The 14,693-nt window shown below is 55.4% G+C and carries 14 protein-coding genes; 4 read left to right on the forward strand and 10 right to left on the reverse strand.

Annotation, left to right across the window (positions count from 1 at the left end; genetic code table 11):
• Positions 1-25: 25 nt before the first annotated feature.
• Together QRN85_RS21640 and QRN85_RS21645 are read right to left on the reverse strand one after the other, a co-directional pair.
• Positions 26-475, reverse strand: a complete 450-nt coding sequence (locus QRN85_RS21640; protein ID WP_062589036.1) for a MarR family winged helix-turn-helix transcriptional regulator — start codon at positions 473-475, stop codon at positions 26-28.
• A 168-nt stretch (positions 476-643) separates the two neighbouring features.
• Positions 644-1,573, reverse strand: coding sequence for an SDR family oxidoreductase (locus QRN85_RS21645; protein WP_284760050.1), 930 nt, complete (start codon positions 1,571-1,573; stop codon positions 644-646).
• A 76-nt stretch (positions 1,574-1,649) separates the two neighbouring features.
• On the opposite strand from QRN85_RS21645, the gene QRN85_RS21650 reads away from it, so the two are divergent.
• Positions 1,650-2,273: a TetR family transcriptional regulator gene (locus tag QRN85_RS21650; RefSeq protein WP_112964256.1), complete on the forward strand. Its 624-nt coding sequence runs from the start codon at positions 1,650-1,652 to the stop codon at positions 2,271-2,273.
• Here QRN85_RS21650 and QRN85_RS21655 read toward each other — a convergent pair.
• Complete coding sequence (locus tag QRN85_RS21655; protein ID WP_284760081.1) at positions 2,253-3,158, reverse strand: AraC family transcriptional regulator; 906 nt, start codon at positions 3,156-3,158, stop codon at positions 2,253-2,255. The two genes, QRN85_RS21650 and QRN85_RS21655, sit on opposite strands and share 21 nt — an antisense overlap.
• A gap of 96 nt (positions 3,159-3,254) precedes the next feature.
• Here QRN85_RS21655 and QRN85_RS21660 point away from each other — a divergent pair, with 96 nt between their 5' ends.
• Positions 3,255-3,989 (forward strand): SDR family oxidoreductase, encoded by a 735-nt coding sequence (locus tag QRN85_RS21660; protein WP_284760051.1) that lies wholly within the window; start codon positions 3,255-3,257, stop codon positions 3,987-3,989.
• A gap of 698 nt (positions 3,990-4,687) precedes the next feature.
• Here QRN85_RS21660 and QRN85_RS21665 read toward each other — a convergent pair.
• From QRN85_RS21665 to QRN85_RS21675, 3 genes are all read right to left on the reverse strand, one after another.
• Positions 4,688-4,987 carry an Atu4866 domain-containing protein gene (locus tag QRN85_RS21665; protein ID WP_112964255.1) on the reverse strand — a complete coding sequence of 100 codons (300 nt, stop codon included), beginning with the start codon at positions 4,985-4,987 and terminating at the stop codon, positions 4,688-4,690.
• 89 nt (positions 4,988-5,076) lie between these two features.
• Positions 5,077-5,595 carry a carboxymuconolactone decarboxylase family protein gene (locus QRN85_RS21670; RefSeq protein WP_113094193.1) on the reverse strand — a complete coding sequence of 173 codons (519 nt, stop codon included), beginning with the start codon at positions 5,593-5,595 and terminating at the stop codon, positions 5,077-5,079.
• A gap of 38 nt (positions 5,596-5,633) precedes the next feature.
• Complete coding sequence (locus QRN85_RS21675) at positions 5,634-6,356, reverse strand: SDR family oxidoreductase (RefSeq protein WP_062589050.1); 723 nt, start codon at positions 6,354-6,356, stop codon at positions 5,634-5,636.
• Positions 6,357-6,464: 108 nt separating this feature from the next.
• Between QRN85_RS21675 and QRN85_RS21680 the strand changes: the two genes are divergently transcribed.
• Positions 6,465-7,358 (forward strand): LysR family transcriptional regulator, encoded by an 894-nt coding sequence (locus tag QRN85_RS21680; RefSeq protein WP_284760052.1) that lies wholly within the window; start codon positions 6,465-6,467, stop codon positions 7,356-7,358.
• Positions 7,359-7,559: 201 nt separating this feature from the next.
• Here QRN85_RS21680 and QRN85_RS21685 read toward each other — a convergent pair whose 3' ends face one another.
• Both QRN85_RS21685 and QRN85_RS21690 read right to left on the reverse strand, forming a co-directional pair.
• Positions 7,560-8,666, reverse strand: coding sequence for a Fic family protein (locus tag QRN85_RS21685; RefSeq protein ID WP_113094190.1), 1,107 nt, complete (start codon positions 8,664-8,666; stop codon positions 7,560-7,562).
• A gap of 512 nt (positions 8,667-9,178) precedes the next feature.
• Positions 9,179-11,491 (reverse strand): bifunctional diguanylate cyclase/phosphodiesterase, encoded by a 2,313-nt coding sequence (locus QRN85_RS21690; protein WP_062589056.1) that lies wholly within the window; start codon positions 11,489-11,491, stop codon positions 9,179-9,181.
• Positions 11,492-11,641: 150 nt separating this feature from the next.
• On the opposite strand from QRN85_RS21690, the gene QRN85_RS21695 reads away from it, so the two are divergent.
• Complete coding sequence (locus QRN85_RS21695) at positions 11,642-12,421, forward strand: ABC transporter substrate-binding protein (RefSeq protein WP_113094189.1); 780 nt, start codon at positions 11,642-11,644, stop codon at positions 12,419-12,421.
• A gap of 116 nt (positions 12,422-12,537) precedes the next feature.
• On the opposite strand, the gene QRN85_RS21700 is transcribed toward QRN85_RS21695, so the two are convergent.
• Both QRN85_RS21700 and QRN85_RS21705 read right to left on the reverse strand, forming a co-directional pair.
• The gene (locus QRN85_RS21700; protein WP_284760083.1) at positions 12,538-13,803 is read right to left on the reverse strand and encodes a glycerate kinase type-2 family protein; all 1,266 of its coding nucleotides are present in this window, start codon (positions 13,801-13,803) and stop codon (positions 12,538-12,540) included.
• Positions 13,804-13,840: 37 nt separating this feature from the next.
• Positions 13,841-14,692 carry a 2-hydroxy-3-oxopropionate reductase gene (locus QRN85_RS21705; RefSeq protein ID WP_062589061.1) on the reverse strand — a complete coding sequence of 284 codons (852 nt, stop codon included), beginning with the start codon at positions 14,690-14,692 and terminating at the stop codon, positions 13,841-13,843.
• Between the last annotated feature and the right edge of the window lies 1 nt (position 14,693).

Below are 14,693 nucleotides of genomic sequence, written 5' to 3' on the forward strand. Positions count from 1 at the left end.
CAATTCTGATATATTTGTTCCGTTTTTATTTTTCGAAATTTGCGATGAGCCGCTGAAACAAGGTGATCATCAAATTCGCTTCATCCTCCGAGAAACCTTCCAGACCTTGCCGGTTGGTCTCAATCAAAGCGCTGCGCCCGATCGCAGCGGCTTCGCTGCCCTTCACCGTCAGGTGAACCATAGCGGCGCGACGGTCGCTTTCTGAAGGCGTCCGGAAAATCAACTCCATCGCATCAAGCTTATCGAGGAGAGCAACCATTGCGGGCTGCTTGATCGCAGATGAGCGCACGATGTCGCGCTGGAGCATCGGCCCTTTCCAAGATAGTAAGAGAACGGGGCCGATCAGAGCCATTGACAAACCATGCGGGCGAAGAGCGTTGTCCACCAGCCTGTTGAAAACTTTGGCAGCATGGTTTGCTAAGTATCCCGGTGCTACGGCTGCTTCTGGATGGATTTCTTCGTCTTGGTGCGGCATGATCCTTCTTACGCCACCCCCACATATACAGCTAGACAAAAATCACGGAATAGAGGGGTACCGAGGCCACCGCATTTCCTTCATTCGAAGCCTCATCCTGGCCGGCTTCCCCGACGGACCTGATCCCGGCGTTCAAGCGCCGTTCTGGCAGTCTGTTCGACCAGCTTACTAGAGATCCCAAGTCGGACCTATCGGAAGTTCGGTCATACGTTCGGAGACCTCCCAAAGTCGCTTACAGGCGACACGATCGAGAGCCTGTGGCGGGATGCGTGCCGGTTGCGGATGTCCGCGTGTCTCGCCAAGGCGATCGGGGCCATAATAACCGCCAGACTTCGCATCCTTCGATGTGGCGGCGAATAGCTGCGGCAAGGCACCTTGTGCGACGGGCTGAAACAGAAACCAGAGGAAGGTTCGCGCCAAACCGTGCACGCTATTTCGACCGGGCGCGTTGTGCAGCAGATCGGTTCGAGAGATTCCCGGGTGCGCCGCTATGCTTGAGACACCCCACCCTGCAGCTCGGCTTCGATCTTGAAGCTCGAGCGGAAACATCAAGCATGCAAGCTTCGACTGGCTGTAGGCCTCCATTGGACGATAGTGCGTCTTAGAGTTAATATCGTCGAAATTTATCTTCCCAGCGCGAGCTGCGACGCTGGACACGGTGACGACACGGGCGTTCGTGCCCTTTGACAGCAGTGGCATCAATTGAGCGGTCAATGCGAAATGGCAGAGGTAGTTTGTACCGAACTGCAACTCGAAGCCGTCCTGCGTTTCCTGCCGCTCCGGCGGCACCATGATGCCGGCATTGTTCACCAGAACATCTAGACTCTCCCTGTCGCTGTTCATCCGCTGTGCGAACGAGAAGACCGAAGAGAGATCCGCAAGATCAAGTTTCTCAAACCGCATAGCGGCATGGGGAACGGCGCGTTGAACGCGCGATACGGCGTCGGCACCTTTTTGAGGATTGCGACCGGCTATGGTCACGTTGCATCCTGCGCGGGCAAGCAACAGCGCGGTTTCGAGCCCTAGTCCTCCCGTTCCTGTCACCACGGCGGACCGTCCGCGCTGATCGGATATGTCGGTCTCGTTCCACTTTGTCATCTCACGCCTCTTTCATCATTTTTGCACTTGGTGTAAAATAAATATCGCACTGAGTGTAATTATACAAGAGGCTGTGGTGGAGAAATCCGAGCATGACATTGAAGCAGGCGGCGGCCTGCGGGAACGAAAGAAGCGCGAGACAAAAAAACGCATTACCGAACAAGGGATCGCTCTTTTCCTCCAGAAAGGATTCGACCACACGACGCTCGATGAAATCGCTGCGGCCGCGGGAATTTCACGCAGAACCTTCTTCTACTATTTCACGTCGAAGGACGAGATTTTGCTGTCGCTGCAAAGTGGAATTGGCGAAATGCTGGCCGATGCCGTGCGAAAGGCTCCCGCAACCTCGACGCCGATCGGCGCGGTACGGGACGCGGTGGTAAGCGTCTGTAATGCAATCCCGACGAATGACATGATCGAGATGGATCGGTTGATGCGAACAAGTCCAAGCATTCAAGCACGCAAACAGGCGTCATACGTCCAGCAGGAAGGTGAGATCTACGAAGCACTCAAAGAGCGGTGGCCCGAGCCCGAGCGATCAACGGCATTACGTGTCGTCGCCATGCTCTCCGTTGGAGCGATGCGCATTGCTGGAGACATCTTCAACCTGGAGAAAGGCGCGCGGCCAATGGCCGAGCTTCTTCAGGAAGCATTCGGCAGCGTCGTCCGGGAGGTCCAATCAGGCGACACGCATGCGTGATCGCGGCGTCATTTTGAAGGCTTGCCGATAAGCGTTCGAGAAGGCGCTCTGCGATGTATAGCCGACGCGTCTGGCAATCTCGTCGACGGAGTTCGAGTCTTTGCGCAATAGGGCTCTCGCGAGAGTGAGCCGCCAGTAGCGAAGATAGGCGAGAGGCGGTCTCCCGACCTGTCGGCTGAACTGCGCAGAAAACGCTGCTCGCGACATTCCGGCTACCTCTGCTAGCGCAGCAACTGTCCACGGTGATGCGACTTCGCGGTGGACGGCGCGTAACGCGCGTCCGAGACGTGGATCGGAGATGGCTCCGAGCCACCCCGTCAGACCTCGATCACCGTCATGCGACAGCGTCCGCAACGCTTCCACCACAAGGACGTCTGCGAGGCGGGCGGCGACGATGCCGGCGCCCATGGCACCTCGCAGGATTTCTTTGCTAATCATGTCGAGAACAGCTGCGATAGCCCCCGCCCCGCTGGCCTCCCGCCCTACGAGCAAGAACCCAGGGAGCATGTCGAGAAGGAAATCGCCATTCTCGTCAGGGAAAACTATCGAACCGCCAATCGCAACGACCCCGTCTCCGGATCCCACTCTAGCAAAGTCTGAACCCCTTTCCGGAAAAAGAAACGTTCCATTTTGCGGTTCCAGTTCAGGATCGCTCGCAACAACGTATGACGTTCGACCCAATAGGCAGACATCACCTTTCTTCATAAGGCAGCGTGGCTCGTTCTCCGTGAGGATCCACTGTTCGCCCTCGAGGACCGCGACAAACTTGAGGCGGTTTGCGGCCGGGAATGCGAATGCCCACGGTCCACCTGCCTCCATGCGGGTGCGCCTCACCACCTGAGCGCCCAGTACATCAAGGACGTCAGACAGCGGATCCCGCTCCATCGTGGACGATCGCAACAAAAAAATGGACCTCTTCGCATAGATGCTCTCGAAGCATTGATCTAGATTCCGCTAACCAAAGTCCAGAGGAGAACGATCATGAGCATCGAAAATAAAGTCGTGGTCATAACCGGAGCGAGCAGCGGCATCGGCCGGGCAACGGCAAAGCTGCTGGCCGAAAATGGCGCATTCGTGGTGCTTGGCGCGAGAAGACTGGAGCCGCTGCAGGTTGTAGCCGATGAGATCTTAGCCTCAAACGGCAGGGTCGCTTTCAAGGCGACGGACGTTTGCAAGCGAGCCGACCTGGAAGCCTTGGTTTCGCTCGCCGTCCAGAAAGGCGGCAAGCTTGACGCGATCCTCAACAATGCGGGCGTCGGCCCGATTTCACGCTTCGATGACCTGCGAGTCGAAGACTGGGATCTGATGATCGACGTGAACCTGAGAGGAACGCTTTATGGGATTGCCGCATCGCTACCGGTTTTCGCTCGGCAAGGCTTCGGGCACGTCATCAACGTGATATCGACGGCCGGGCTGAAGATCGTGCCGACCATGGGTGTCTATGCGGCGACAAAGAATGCCGTCCGGACCGCTACGGAGGCCTTGCGCCAGGAGGCGGGACCGAACCTTCGCGTCACCGAAATCTCGCCTGGAATGACCGCGACCAACTTTGGCGAGAGCATTACGGACTCGGTCATGAGGAAAAATATCCAGGATGATCTAGGTGCGATTGCGATGCCGGCGGACGCTATCGCCCGCGGTATTCTGTTTGCTATCGAACAGCCGCCCGAGGTCGACGTCGGCAGCATCGTCATCCGTCCGACAGCACAGGGATGATGGTGCAGGCTATTTATGCGAGATTCTTTTGCTACCAAACCGCACGATGCGCCGCAGCGGGCCGATGTAGCCTGCTACCCGCGCCTTGCGCTGTACCCGTTGCCCCGCCATCAGAGGTCCCTCTGAGATTTGAAGAGGCTGCATGACTATGCCGGCAAGCTCTTCTGCTTGAGTGCCCCGAAATTTGGCAAGACTTTACGTCCTATCGGACCTCCAAGCGGGCCCGTGGATCCTTGTCCGCAACGGTAGATCTTTCACACGCAAAGATTGTGGCAACGGACCATTTTGTGGCGAGACAACGGTCAGCGACCAGAGGAAGAAAAGCTTCTCACTTCAGCCGCACTGGAAAGAGGTAGTCCAAAGGGTTGATCGAAAAGCTGTCTGCAATGTCCGTGCAAGGCGACAACAGACGGTCAACGACAAACGTGATCACAACTCATGTTTAGAAGGTCGTGGATATGTCCCATCAATGCAGTCAATGCAACTCAGAGATGAAATAAGGGTTCTTGCTCGAAAAGGGAGACGGCCCAATGTTGTCATCAGAGACATGGGTTGGAGGCAAGCCCAAAAAAGCTTGTTTACTGGTTTGAGCCTCAAAGGCAAGGCAGTTTATGAGGTAGTGACTTTCCGTTGCATTGCATGCGGTTACCTCGACTCTTATGCATTGAGCAAGCAATAGACCAAAGACAATCGACGCTTCAGCTCTTCTCCCTGTAGAAGATCATTCCGCCGTGGTGCAGCGTGTCGCTGTCGACGAAGGTGCCGTCGGCGGTGAAGCCGGTGTCGTCCCAGTAGTCGATCTGCGTGCCGGTCACACGATAGCGGCCCTGATAAGCGCTGCGGCGGGCTCCGCGAGCTTCGTCGTAGCGGCCGCTGGCAAGCAGCTCTTGACGGATGCGACCGTCACTTGTCACCCACATGCCGAGATAGGGATGCTTCTGCGGCTGGGCCTCGGTGCTGACGTCAGTGTTTGTTGCTGTGTTGAGTCGGGTGGGCATGGTGTCCTCTGCCTTTACTGTGTGGACCACCGCGCCGACAGACACGGCAGTGACGATGATGGTGGCGGCGATGAAGAGAAGAGGATTTTTCATCGACGCTTCTCCTCGGGTTGTGGCGCTGGGCGTTCCCCGGCGGGCTGCCCCCCGTTTGCTTCTCGCCGCTCGCGGAAGAGATCCGACAAGGCCTGGGAGGCCGCGATCGCTTTCGGAAAGCCGGCCGGCACGGTTACCATGTAGATGACCTCTTTGAGCTCTTCCTCCGGCACGCCGATGTTAAGCGCATAGCCGGCATGAACCCTCATGAAAACCGTCTCGCCGATGGCGGCGAAGGCTGCCACTGCGGCGAGCTGGCGTGTCCGATTGTCGAGACCCGGCCGTGACCAGACGTCGCCGAGGGCATAGGCTTCAGTCGCATCGGCCAGGAACGGGAACTCCGTCCGCATGCGCTCGAGCGTCGGCTGAGTTGTCCCGTTGTTAAGACTACGGATGACCGCAGACCCGCGATCACGCCTTTCGTCCGTCGTCTCGGCGAAAGCGGCTTCAGGAAAGAGGCCGAGAAGCGAGAGGGCGGCGGCGGCTGCGACATCGGATCCAATCTGCTTGAACATGATATTTTCCTTTTGCTGCCTTGTTGCGTCGTGGCCGGTCAGAATGCCGCCCTGGTCGGACGAACGACGATTTCGTTGATGTCGACATCCTCGGGTTGCTCGATAGCAAAGCGAACCGCGCGACCGATCGCATCGGGTGTGAGTGCAATCGCGCGGTATGCCTTCATGCCTTCAATCGCTGTTGGGTCGGTGATCGTGCTGGCCAACTCGCTTTCCACGACGCCGGGATGGATACAGGTGACGCGCAGCTTGTCGTTTTCCTGGCGCAGACCATCGGAGATCGCCCGGACCGCATATTTCGTGGCGCAATAGACGGCCGCGGTCGGTACCACCTGAAGCGCGCCGATCGAGGCGATGTTGATGATCTGGCCCGAGCCGCGCTCGGTCATCTCCTGCAGCACGGCGGCGATACCGTAGAGCACGCCCTTGATATTGACGTCGATCATCGTGTTCCACTCGTCAACCTTCACCGAGGCCATCGGCGAAAGCGGCATGACGCCCGCATTGTTGACGATGACGTCGATCCGCCCAAATTCCTGCCGGGCAGCCTCGGCGAATGCCGCGACGTCGGAACGATCGGTCACATCGACCTTCCGCGTCATGACCTTTCCGCCGGCCGCACGGATATCCAGCGCGACGGCTTCCAGACGATCGGTGCGACGTGCACCGAGAACGACGGTAGCACCAGCCTTGGCCAGTTCGTGGGCGATGCCGACGCCAATGCCGCTGGAGGCGCCGGTGATAAGAACAACCTTGTCCATAACTTTCTCCTCTTGCATCCGCTTGATGCGGTAGCCAGAAGAATACGCATTCGGCATTGTCGCGATAAGCCATCTAAGTGCTCATGCGGAAGTAAGGAGAACTAACCAATGCAGCCGGACATCAATGCACTCTCCGTCTTTGCTCTCGTTGCAGAGGAGAAAAGCTTTCGCGCTGCAGCCGAACGGATGGGCGTCACCCGTTCGGCCGTCAGCCAGACGATCCGTAGGCTCGAAGAGACGATCGGCATCGCGCTCGTCAGCCGGACGACACGCAGCGTGGCGCTGACGGAGGCCGGCAAACGGCTCTACGCTAATGCCGCGCCCGCGCTGCGGGAGATGCGGGGCGCGCTCGAGGCGGTCGCCAACCTTCATGGCCAAGCACGTGGAAAGCTGACACTTGCGGTTTCATCGATTGCCGAGAGCTTCCTGTCCGGGCCGCTGCTCGCCGCGTTCCTTGAGGAAAACCCGGAGGTGACGCTGCATGTCACCGTCACTGACGAGGAGTTCGACATCGTCGCGGAAGGTTTTGATGCTGGGGTGCGGCTCGGCGAAGTGATTGCCCAGGACATGATCGCCGTGGCTGTTTCTGGCGAGCAGCGCCAGCTGGCGGTGGCGTCGCCGGACTATCTCGAGAGGTTCGGGACGCCCAATCACCCGAGCGAACTTGCAAGCCGCCGCTGCATCGGCTGGCGCCGAGCCGCGAACGTCGCGCCTTATCGCTGGGAGTTCGAAGAAAAGGGTCGCGCTTTCTCTGTGGCCGTGGCCGACACGGTCACGACGACGGACATGGCGTTGATGATCAAGCTCGCCTCCGCAGGCGCCGGCATCAGCTTCGGAATGGAGGACAGTTTCCGGACGTCGATCGCACGCGGCGAACTGGTGCCGATCCTCCAGGACTTCTGCCCCCGCTTTCCAGGCTTCTTCCTCTACTACCCCAGCCGCCGCAACATGGCGCCGAAACTCAGAGCGCTGGTCGAGCATTTGCGCCGAGTGGCCGGTTAGCTGAGGTTATGACATTCCACCTTTCAACCGATAGGCGCGCTTAAACGACGGCGTATATGAGGATCGAACGGTAGTCGCACCTCGGAAGTGAGAATAATCTCAGCGTTGAACACCTTTAGCTCGCAACGTCGACTTGAGCGGAATCGAACAGTCGTTCAGCCAGATAATGACGTTGGTTGAATTCATCAGACTAGCAGCAGTTTATTTCTGCAATGAAAGTGTGTACCGGGTATGCCGGCGTTCGCCCGTCCGCGTAAGTGCGCCGATCTCCACAAGCTGCTGAAGGTCGCGTGTTGCTGTAGCGCGGGATGTATCTGTGATCGAAATGTAGTTTTCGGCACTTATCCCCCCCTTGAAGCCTGCCGTGCCTTCCTTGAATATACGCGCGACTACCTTTTCCTGCCGCGCGTTCAACCGGTCTCGAAAACGATCATAGAACTTTGCTTTTTGAATGAAGAACTCTATGCGCTCAAGCGTTGCCCGTTGAGCATCCAGGATCGTTTCTGAAAAGAAAATGATCCAATCGGTGATATCGAGCGTGCGTTGGTGCCGCTCAAGCTCGGAGTAGTAGGCCTTCCGGCTCTTCTCGATCGTAAAGGCGAGTAAAATGAGGCTTGGCTGCCCTATGTTCTGCGCCAGGGATTTTTCAGCGAGAGCGCGCCCGAGCCGGCCATTGCCATCCTCAAATGGATGTAAGCTTCCAAAATAAAGATGGCCTACTGCAGCGCGCGTCAAAGCTTGAAGCGGCGTTTGACCATCTGGCCCGGATTGATTGAACCATCCGATGAAGGTCTCCATCTCAGCGGCAACCTCGCGAGACGGGGGGGCCTCGAAGTGGATTGTGGGCTTGTCCAATCGACCTGACACGATCTGCATGGCGTCTTCATGCGTCCGGTAAGCACCAACCGTTTCAATGTATCGGTTTCCCGCCATCAGCATTGAGTGCCAGTGGAACAGTCCTCCATGACGCAGCGGCATATGCCAGCTTCGATAGACATCCGCCATCATCTCGGCGATCCCCCGCTCTTGTGGGCGGATCTGTCTATCATCAGTGCTTAGCCCGAACTGCCGACGGAGCGATGACTGAACACTCACGCGCTCCAGAAATTCCCCCTCAATCTCTGAGGTCTTGACCGCTTCGTCGCTCAGCAATTCAATGCGAAGTTGGTTGCTGTCCTCCTCGTTGAAATGCCGGACAGCACCGATAACCTCGCCGGCGGATTGCAAGAATTTCTGCTCCAACGGCGCCAAGCTTGCGGTGTCATACCTGAAGTTTGGCCAATCGCCGTTCTGCCAGTTCCATTTCATGAGTTATAGCCGCCTTCTCTATAACTCACAATTATTCGCACAAATGAGCTATTGCAAGCCCATCTATCGCTCAGTACCACAATCTGTAGCTCTCCATTCAAGAGAGAGCGATCGACACGTGACCACGTGCCCTAAACATATTTTGTTAACGCGCGCCCCCTATTTCCGCTCGCCCTCGGCATTGGTGCCGAAAGAAATGGAATGAGCATGACGAAACACGACTTTTCATCAAGACATTTTCAGCGGAAAATTTCGGAGTTCTGCGAGCTTCGTTTTGCTCCGATCGCATCCACGCGAGTGTTGAAGACTATACGGCCTTATCTCGCCAGTTTGATCATCTACCGGAAATCGCCTCCGTGTATGAATGGTCATATCGACTGGGCGATGGTCGGTCAGGCCTGTGGGATCGTGCTAAGGCTGCTTCCTCGACTGACTTCCGTCTACCCCCACTATCCATCCCAAGAATTCACCGGATCGGTGTTCCAAAACCAGGTACAATACGGTCGGTCATCCTAAATTGACATTAGCGACCCAAAACGCGCGCGATTCTCTCGACTGAAGATGTGTAGCGACACCGGCCGGGAAAGAAGGTAGCCTTGTAGATCTGTGCAACCAAGTGCGATCAAGAAATCTCTTTGACCCACTGTCTCGACACCTTCAGCGGTGACGGCTTTACCGAGCGATCTGCTCAAAGCTATGATTGCTGAAACGATCGCTGTGCCCTCTGCTCTCGTCCCAATTAAGTCGACGAAGGATTTATCTATTTTAATTCGGTCCACATCGAAGTTGATCAGGTGGCTTAGCGATGAGAAACCAGTACCAAAATCGTCAAGAGCTATCTTAACACCGATTGATCGGAGCGATCGCAGATTAGCCCTGGTGATTTCCTCAGAACTAAGGAGAGCGGCTTCGGTGACCTCTAGTTCCAGTCGATGAGGAGGCAAACCAGCCTCAATCAGGACTTTTTCCACTTGAGAGGCGAAGTCCGGCTTCCGCAGTTGCGAGGGCGATATGTTAACTGCAATTGAGATTGGCGAGGACCACGTCGCTGCGGCGCTGATCGCCTCCTGCAGAACCCTAGCGCCGAGGGTGTTGATCAATCCACTGTCTTCAGCGATCTGAATGAACCTATCAGGCGTCAGAAGGCCGTGTTGCGGATGCCGCCAACGTACCAAGGCTTCAGCACAAGTCAAAGCTCCAAAACTATCAGCTGCATGTACTCCCTGCAGATAAACCTCCAGCTGCCCCACATCTTTTAAGGCGACCGGCTGATGTTGAAGTCCAGGTTCTTGCAGCAAAAGCTCGAGATCACTGCGCAGTGACTCTCTTTCCTGAACCTGAAGATCCATGCGTAGGTCATAAGCTATCAACCGGCCCCGTCCCTGAGACTTTGCTTCATAGAGAGCCAGGTCCGCGCATCGAAGCATTTCAATCTGATCGAACCCGGCATCTTTCCCATGGACTATGCCGATTGAACATCCGATGGTCGCTTTGACGCTATCCTGCTTGAGGGCGAACGGCTTACTCAGCGCCTCAATAATCGCTTGGCAGATGTCAGGTCCCGCACTGCCATCAAGCGCGCAGGATGGAAACAGCAACGCGAATTCGTCTCCGCCTAAACGGGCTAACGTGTGGTCGGTACTTATAATGCCTTCTATCCGCTGGACGACTTTAATAAGGAGTTCGTCTCCAACAGGATGGCCATGTTCATCATTCACCTGTTTGAATTTATCCAGGTCAATGAGGGCAAGTGAAGTCTCGTTGCTCGTAAGCTTTTCTCCATTGCTGAGGCAATGTTTCAGACGCTCATTGAACATTGCTCTGTTAGCCAGTCCCGTGAGAACGTCATGATTTGCGAGATGACGCGCATATAGCTCGCTTTCAGTAAGTTTCTTCATGCTGCGGCGAATGCCGATAATTAGTGCGAAGAAAAGTGCGAGAAATGTTATCGCGGCCAAAGAAAGCATTGGCGTTAAACGGCCAATGACCCGCGTTCCAGGTAGGTCAGGTTCCCAGATTATAAAACCAATTGGCTCACGCGTTGACGTGGACTCAATCTGAAATGCAACTTCATTCAATTCCTGATCTGCTGCCCTGGCGTATCGCGCACCAATCAATCCTTGCTCACGACTGAGCGCATCAAGGGCCTTTCCATCCAGGAAGCGAAACGCAATAAGATAGAGTCTGGTAGGTGCTTTGGATTGGGAAGATGTATAGGGCTTGACCGGCACAACTCCGGCTACGGCCGGGCGTCCTTCAATCCGAAGCAATGAGGCTCGGTTTGGCACATCTCCCAGAAGTCCCCAGTTCGACGATACCCCAACATCGAGTTGTTTCTGTAGACCCTCTATCATCGGCTGGATGAGCGGACGTATCCATTTGAAACGCTTGACGATTGAAGGGTCTGTGTCGAAGGGCATGGAGCCGTCAGATGCAACGATGAACGCCGCGTCATAGCCAAATAGATTGGTAGCTAATTCTCTAAACGATGCAACAGCTGTTGGCTTGGTAGATTCTTGGTATCTGAACTCGACCGGCGGCATATCTAAGCTTGATATGTCATTGACACGCAGCAACGTGTCGAGACCGGCCTTCATCAGGCGGACTTCGTTAGATACACGTTCAACCTGATCGAGTAAGCGGGTGTTCACGAGCTGGCGCTGACGATCTAGTGCAGCTGCATCACTTTCGGTGCCGGCCCAGATAGCTGCTATTACTACGAGCGCAACAATTCCAAGCCCGCTTGTTGTGAGAAGTAGGAGAATGAGCCCAGGAGATACCGGTGCTTTACGGAAAATCCTAGAGATGCGGTTATCAGCAGTCACGTAGTGTTCCTCACAACGTAAGGAGCTTACTGGGAATAGATTACAAAATTCTTTTTGAAGATAGTCTAAATTAGCGAAAAACTTTAGGGGCTCTGTAATTTTTAAAGTGTTCAATGCGGCATCTACCGGTTCATTTTGTTGGGGATCGCAATGAACAAGTTGCAACAGGCGTTTGGTATCGTAATCATGTGCTCAGTTGGTGCTGCTCTACCAACACCTGCGACATCAACGCAAACGGGGTCAGTTGTCAAAATCGCCGTAGAAGGTGCGTTTCCGCCGTTCAACTATCTCGACTCCAACAAACAGCTTCAAGGTTTTGATGTAGATCTGGCGGGTGCCCTGTGCGAGGCGGCTAAGCTCAAATGCGAGTTCGTGATACAGGAGTGGACCGAAATGATCCCGAACCTTCTGGCCAAGCGTTATGATGCAATCGTTTCGTCGATGTCTATGAGCTTGGAACGAAAACAGAAGGTCGCATTCACGCGCAAATACTATGATAGCCCCTCGGTGTTCATAGCCAAAAAAGATGTTGGTCTTGATGGGACGAAACTGAAAAATGTTCGTTTAGGCGTCACCGCCGGGACCTCACAAGAGGCCTATACCAAAAAGTTCTTCTCGGACGCTTCAATTAGGATTTTTGCTGCGTCCCCAGAGCTCTATAAAGGACTGGCCGACGGGGAGGTCGACCTCATCTTGGAGGACAAACTGGCTGTTTACGATTGGTTGGCGAACACTAAGGCGGGTACCTGCTGCGAATTCAAAGGCGCAGATATCAAAGACGCTGAGTTTTTCGGTGAAGGCGCAGGCATCGCCGTTAGACCAGACGATAAAGAGTTGCTGACAAAACTGAACGCTGCGCTCGATAAGATACAAGCCAATGGCGCGTATGATGCAATGAACGCTAAATACTTCCCCTTCAGTATTCAGTAACCTCAAGTTCACTGCAATTGAAAAGAAATTGAGGATGGGCAGCTAGACCTGAGCTGAGCATTCCTAGCCATCGCCTTGAAAGGACCTGAACCAACGCTCTCTTGTCCCAGTCGCGCTCATCTGACCAATATAGCTCTGAAATCATTTACATTCACGTTGGTTGGCCCGCAGACAAACAGATCCCCAATAGCAGAAAAGGCAGGGTAGCTATCATTAGCCAACAGCCGCGCATCGCCGTTGACTTGCTTCTCTAAGAGCCGTTTGACGCTCGTGCCATCAGCGAAGGCGCCCGCATTGTCTCCAGAGCCATCTATGCCATCGGTGTCGGCGGCGAGTGCATGGACATCAAGTCCATTGATCGCCATCGCAAGAGACAGCGCGAATTCTCCATTGCGTCCACCTTTACCACCTCTCTCCCGAAGCGTCACTGTCGTTTCGCCCCCAGACAACACTACGCAGGGTCGGATGAAAGGGCTGTCGTGCAACGCGATCTCACGTGCTATGGCCGCGTGTACAAGGCCAACATCTCGCGCTTCGCCCTCCATGCAATCAGATAGTATAACTGGCGTGACACCTGAAACTCGCGCAAGCGCTGCCGCTGCTTCAAGCGCAATTCTTGAAGACGAAACAATGTGGTGGCTGTGTCCGGCAAAGATTGGATCCGCTGGGCTCGGTGCATCGGATGCATCCGATGCTATAAAACTCAGTATCGGTGCCGGTAGTTTCAGCCGATACCGTGCAATAATTTCCCCGGCATCATCGCGGGTGCTCAGGTTGGGGATCGTTGGACCGGACGACACCAGCGCCGGGTCGTCTCCAGGAATATCGGATACTACGAAGCTAATCACCCTCGCCTTCGTTAATGCCGCCAACCGCCCACCTTTAATTGTTGAGAAACGCTTGCGGACGGCGTTCATGGCCAAAATCGAAGCACCCGATGCTAGTAGTTCCTCATTTAGAGCTATTTCGTCGGCAAGAGCAAACCCTACCGGCGGTGCTGGTAAGAGCGCAGATCCCCCACCGCAAATCAAGGAGATCACAATATCATTGCTAGATAGGTTGCATACAGAGGTCTTTAGACGTTCGGCCGCCTGAAGACCGGCACTGTCTGGCACAGGATGAGCGGCACTGATGACCTCGATTCTGTCTGTGTCACACTCGTAACCATAAGGAGTAACGACCAAACCTGTCAGCGGGACGTCCCAAAGACTTTCCAGCGATTGCGCCATTTGCGCCGCCCCTTTGCCCGCGCCTACGACTACGACGCGTCCGCCATAAGGCGGGCGCGGGAGAAGATCTTTAATCCTGTTTAAAGGACTGGCGGCCTCGATTGCTGCTTCGTATAAAGATGTAAGGAACAGGCGGGGACTTGTGATCATGATCAATCGCTCCCGTACTTGGACCAATGGCCGGAATATCTCATATTGCGTTGATCAGGGCAGAGTGATCTTTGTCACCCAAGCCTTTGTCCAATGCGCCGTTCATCACCTGATGAACCATCGCGGTGTTGGGCAGCATAAGCTCAAGCAGCCGTGCAGATTCGAGCGCGAGCGAAATGTCCTTATGGTGCAGGCTCATCCGAAAGCCGGGCTCGAACGTTCCATTGATCATACGTTCGCCGTGGACCTCCAGTACGCGGGACGACGCAAAGCCGCCCATTAATGCCTTGCGCACGATGGAGGGGTCTGCACCAGATTTCTTTGAGAAGCGAAGGGCCTCTGAAACGGCCTGAATATTGAGAGCAACCACAATCTGGTTGGCGACCTTGGCAACCTGACCGTTCCCGACAGCACCGATCAGGGTGATGTTCTTGCCCATCTTTTCGAACAGTTCCTTTGCGCGCTCGAAAACATCCGGTTTGCCGCCGACCATAATGGTCAGCGATGCGGCCTTGGCGCCAACTTCACCACCTGACACCGGCGCGTCGAGGTAATCGCATCCCAGCGCTTCAATACGGGCGGCAAAATCCTTTGTCGCAATCGGTGAAATAGAGCTCATGTCGATGACGAGCTTTCCCGTATCAAGACCGTGTGCGACGCCATCGTCATCGAAGAGAACGCTTTCCACATCGGGCGTGTCAGGCAGCATCAAAATCACGATGTCGGCGCTGCGCGCCACCTCCGCAGCCGAAGTGCAGGCCGTCGCACCGCTTTCGACGAGGTGGTTCGACACGGGTTTGACCCTGTGAAGATAAAGCTCATGTCCCGCATCGATCAAATGCTGCGCCATCGGGCGGCCCATGACTCCCAGGCCGATAAATCCTATCTTCATA

Source organism: Agrobacterium sp. fls2-241-TYG-188a (assembly GCF_030209845.1).